Raw genomic sequence first — 4,763 nt, forward strand, 5'->3', positions numbered from 1 at the left:
TTCGCATAGCGAAAACCTTAGTCTTTTAACAAACGAAGTGAGTTAAAACCCTTCACTATAGTGCTCGACAAATTCCAAAAAATAATAACATTAGACATTGACTACCAATGCTAATGCTATCATTTTTATTTTATCGGTTATTGCATACCTTTTTTTGCTCTTGATTTTGCATTTGCTTCTTTTGCTTCTTGTAAATCGCTATCAGAAGAAGCTGCTGAACTTGTAAAACTGCTGCTTGTTGAACTTGTCATTCCGCTTCCAGCTGTACCTTTATTCTGTCTTGATTTTGCATTTAATTGTCTTGCTTCTTGTGCACCACTGTCACTTGCTGAACTTGTAAAACTGCTGCTTGTTGAGCTTGTCATTCCACTAGCTGATTGTTTATTTAATCTTTTTGCTTCTTCTAAATCACTTTTGTTCTTATCCATAATTTATCTTCTCCTTTTTGGTAAAATTATAATTGAAGTTAAAAAGTTATAGATAAATCTATAACTTTTTAGCTTCAATATTATAATACCCATTCATTAAGTTTATATTCGTGAAAGAAACACTTACCTCAGCATATATATTTTACATAAATTCAAGACATATTAAGCCCTACAAATTTCAATACCATATTTAAATATTTGATTTTCTAATTTATTAATTTAATGCTATCTACAGCTCTTTTAAAATATCATCGTCTTTTTCATAATCAATTTTCTTTGAAGCTTCCTCTCCTACATTGAATATTTCACCATTTGCATTGTTATCAACTTTTTTTCCAACATATAAATAATGCTCAGAGCTTCCAAAAATATGAGGATCATTGGACAATTCATACAATATATTGATAACCCTGTCAAATTGCTCACTCGGAAGTTCTTTTAATTTATTTTCTATAAGTCCTCCAATTCCTTCAATTCCCGCAAAACTCAGTTCTTTTAAATTAAAGCTCTCCATAAAATTCTTTGCTTCCTCTGGCTTAATAAAGTAAGCGGAAGTAAAACCTGCTTCTGCATCATTTATTCCATCCTTTAAATATTTCATTACTTCATCAGCAGTTTCGATATTTTCAGAACACTTAAATTCATCTATTATAGGAGCATAGGCAGATATAAATGAGGCAATTAAAATTCCCTCCTTCTTTAAAAACTTTAAAGCATCCTCTACTACTTTTTTTCTATCAACTTCATGAATAAGATGGTATAAAGGTCCCATTATAAGCACCACATCAAATTTGCCCAAATTATATTCAGAAATATTAAGTGCATCATCACAAATATATTTCTCTATTTTAACATTATTTTCGCTTGCTTTTATTTTTGCTATATCAATATGCTTTTGTACTAAATCTAGCAGCACTACCTTATGACCTCTTTTAGCCAAATAAATTGAATATCTTCCCGGCCCACCGCCTATATCAAATACCCTTGCTCCTTCAGTTACATAGGTATTTAAATATCGTTTTGTAATTTCAAATTCAATTTTGTGCCTCTCAAGTCTATTCCATTCATCATAACCTTTATAATAATCTTCTATATCTTCCATAAAAAACTCCTTTAACTCAATAACTCCTAACTATTAACTGAATTACGCTGCCATACTCATAGAAACATTATGCTTACTAAATACATTTATCTTTTTATATAAATTTATAACTTTATTAGATTTTCTATATTCATATGGTGTAATTTCATACATTTTCTTGAAAGCTCTTGTAAAAGACTCTCCACAACTAAATTGATATCTTACAGCAATATCAAGAACAGTAAGCTCAGTATTTTTCAAATCATACGCCGCCTTAGACAGTCTTCTTTTTCTTACATAACCCATTACAGTTTCCCCTGTCACCTTATGAAAAAGCCTGTGAAAATAAAATTCTGACAGGTGACTCTTTTTAGCTATATCATAAAGCTTTATATCATCGTATAAATTATTCTCAATCGAGTCTATTGCTTTTTGAACTTCAGAACTATAATCCACAAATATCAACCTCCTTTTTACTTACTAACAAGTATTTCATCTATTAGACCATATTGTTTAGCCTCATCAGCATCCATAAAGAAATCTCTTTCTACATCCTTTTCTATTTTTTCTAGCGGCTGCCCTGTTTTATCACTATATATTCTATTCATCTTATCCTTAATTTTTAAAAGCCATTCTGTGTGTATTTTTATATCCGTAGCCTGACCCTGCATTCCTCCACTTACTATTGGCTGATGTATTAAAATTTCACTATTGGGAAGTGCAAAGCGTTTTCCTTTAGCTCCTGCAGCAAGTAAAAAGGAGGCCATACTAGCAGCTAAACCTGCACATATTGTGCTCACATCTGACTTTATATAATTCATAGTATCATAAATTGCAAGCCCCGCTGTTATAGATCCTCCAGGACTATTTATATAAAAGCTAATATCTTTATCAGGATTATCTGCTTCCAAAAATAGCATTTGCGCAACAATCAAGCTTGCTGCTTCGTCATTTACTTCTCCACTTAAAACTATTATCCTATCTTTCAACAATCTTGAATAAATATCATAGGAACGTTCTCCTCTATTTGTCTGCTCTATAACCATTGGTACTAAACTCATAATATCACTCCTTAAAATTCATAGACAACTTGGAACCTACATTTCAAGTTGTAAATCTATATCCATGATATAAGTATATATAATATTAATTATAAAAGTCTGACATTTTTTGCTCAGTTTTATGGTTATTTGTTGAGCTTTGTTTTAAAATATAGCTATTTATTTAGTATTCCATTCAGTATAATTTTAAACGCTTCGTCAATAGCCTCAGTTGTTTTAAGCTTACTAGCAATTAAAAAATCATAATCAACAAATATATCACTAATTCTCTCAAGCATTTTGCAAAGCACAGAAAAATTAATATCAGACCTGATTTTTCCCTCTGCTGATGCTGTATCTAAAAGTTCTTTCATTGACTCTAATTTAAATTCTTTCAATTCGTTTACTTGATTCCATTCGCTTGGATAAAATAATCTTGCTTCATTCATTAACTTAATCGGCAACTTATATTTATGATTAGAGTAAATTATTTTATGTATCTTTTCCAAAAAATCACTATCACCATTCAAAGTTTCTTCAACACTTTCCCTATCTGATGAAATGATAGTTTTAAAATACTCCAAAATTATATCATCTTTACTTTTAAAATATTTATAAATAGTCTTCTTACTAATCTTAAGTTCAGCTGCAATTTCGTCCACTGTAAATTTTTTAAGGCCATACAATTGTATTTTCTCTGCTGCCACATCTAATATTTTTCCCTTCATATTTCCACCGCCACTTTTTTCTTAGAGGATTTATATTTAGGCTTTGTTATCAACATTCTCTCAAAACATAGCCTTTATTTAAAGATATCATAAACAATCCAAGAATACCAACACATATAACAACAACCCATGTAAACTTTTCTGAATGTGTCCAAACAGCTCCGCAAACTAAAGGACCAACAAAATTACCTATGTATTGAAATGAATTGAAAATTCCATTTGCAGTTCCTCTATAGCTATTTTCTACAGAATTATTAACGTTAGTTGCTAAAATGGTCGTAAGTGTTACATATGCACTCAAATATAGAATAGTTCCAATCAATAAAAAGACATAAGACTGCTTTTTAAAATAAAAACATATACTTATTGAAGCTATTAAAAAAGCAGTTGTAAGTACTCCTCTATCATATCCTTTTTCTACAAATCCAACAGCAACTTTCATTGCTATGACTGCAGTAAGTATCGCTGGCAAAAAAACTTTCCAAATACCTTTTTCTCCAGTTACATTGTTAAGATATATTGGAACCAAGTAAAAAACAGACATCATCATAAAATTATTAATAAACGCTGCTATATTATTAACGATAAAATTTTTGTTTCTAAATAATATTTTTAAACCTTTATATGTAGAAACCTCTTTCTCAATATTTTCACCTTTTCCATTATCCTTTAAAAATAAAATTATATAAATTCCATTAATTAAAAGCAGTATTGCACAAACTAAAAACATCATGTTAACAGACATAAATTCATGCATAAGCGGCCCTAATGCAAATGCCAATGCTGCTGATGCTGAGACAAAAGTTCCAACAATGCTCAAGGCTTTTGTCCTTTTATCTTGTTCAACTACTTCTGAAGCCCAAGAGTAACCAACTCCTATTATAGCTCCACTTCCTTGAAGAGCCCTTGCAAAAATCAAAATATAAATATTTCTTGCTAAAAACGCTATAAATAAACCAATTATGACTTGAAAAAGCCCAATAACCATCATAATTTTATTTCCAAATTTATCACTAAGAATGCCAAAAGGAAATTGAAAAATTGCTTGGGTAAGTCCAAATATTCCAAGTGCCACCGCCGCTAGCATAGGTGTATAAAAATTAAGTGTTTTACTATAAGTTGATATAAATGGTGCTACCATTGTCATAGACATCTGCCTAATACCCAGAGCTAAGCTCAACATTAACACTGGCATCATTTCATTTCTTAATATTTTATCTTCTTTCAAAAATATCACCTCATCTTATACTATAGAAACTACATTTGTGTTATTGGTTTCCACATAAAATAATGGTATTACCTTTCTATAATTTTGTCAATAAAAAAATTGCTAATGTTGCATAGCAATTTTATTGCTTCCATAATTTAATTAGTACTTCCAGCAGAATAAGTTTTATCATCTAATGCCCAAAATTCCGTAGGTACGGAGGAATTTTTTCCTTGCACTACCGTGGGAGCGAAGTAACAATGCTGAAGGAACGATTTA

At 30.4% G+C, this 4,763-nt stretch carries 6 protein-coding genes; all 6 read right to left on the bottom strand.

Going from position 1 to position 4,763, the window contains the following annotated elements; translation table 11 throughout:
- Positions 1-137 precede the first annotated feature (137 nt).
- The 6 genes from LQK79_RS20580 to LQK79_RS20605 all read right to left on the bottom strand — a co-directional run bounded on the left by LQK79_RS20580 (position 138) and on the right by LQK79_RS20605 (position 4,505).
- Positions 138-428 (bottom strand): hypothetical protein, encoded by a 291-nt coding sequence (locus tag LQK79_RS20580; RefSeq protein ID WP_053242368.1) that lies wholly within the window; start codon positions 426-428, stop codon positions 138-140.
- A gap of 229 nt (positions 429-657) precedes the next feature.
- Positions 658-1,530 (bottom strand): class I SAM-dependent methyltransferase, encoded by an 873-nt coding sequence (locus LQK79_RS20585; protein WP_084756976.1) that lies wholly within the window; start codon positions 1,528-1,530, stop codon positions 658-660.
- Between the two features lie 42 nt (positions 1,531-1,572).
- Entirely contained in the window at positions 1,573-1,965 is a 393-nt protein-coding gene (locus LQK79_RS20590; RefSeq protein ID WP_053242367.1) for a helix-turn-helix transcriptional regulator, read from the bottom strand.
- 17 nt (positions 1,966-1,982) lie between these two features.
- Positions 1,983-2,570 (bottom strand): ATP-dependent Clp endopeptidase proteolytic subunit ClpP, encoded by a 588-nt coding sequence (gene clpP / locus LQK79_RS20595; protein ID WP_053242366.1) that lies wholly within the window; start codon positions 2,568-2,570, stop codon positions 1,983-1,985.
- 155 nt (positions 2,571-2,725) lie between these two features.
- Positions 2,726-3,277: a TetR/AcrR family transcriptional regulator gene (locus LQK79_RS20600; protein ID WP_053242365.1), complete on the bottom strand. Its 552-nt coding sequence runs from the start codon at positions 3,275-3,277 to the stop codon at positions 2,726-2,728.
- 49 nt (positions 3,278-3,326) lie between these two features.
- Positions 3,327-4,505 carry an MFS transporter gene (locus LQK79_RS20605; RefSeq protein WP_053242364.1) on the bottom strand — a complete coding sequence of 393 codons (1,179 nt, stop codon included), beginning with the start codon at positions 4,503-4,505 and terminating at the stop codon, positions 3,327-3,329.
- Between the last annotated feature and the right edge of the window lie 258 nt (positions 4,506-4,763).

This window comes from Clostridium guangxiense (assembly GCF_021043395.1).
GTDB classification, from domain to species: domain Bacteria; phylum Bacillota; class Clostridia; order Clostridiales; family Clostridiaceae; genus Clostridium_S; species Clostridium_S guangxiense.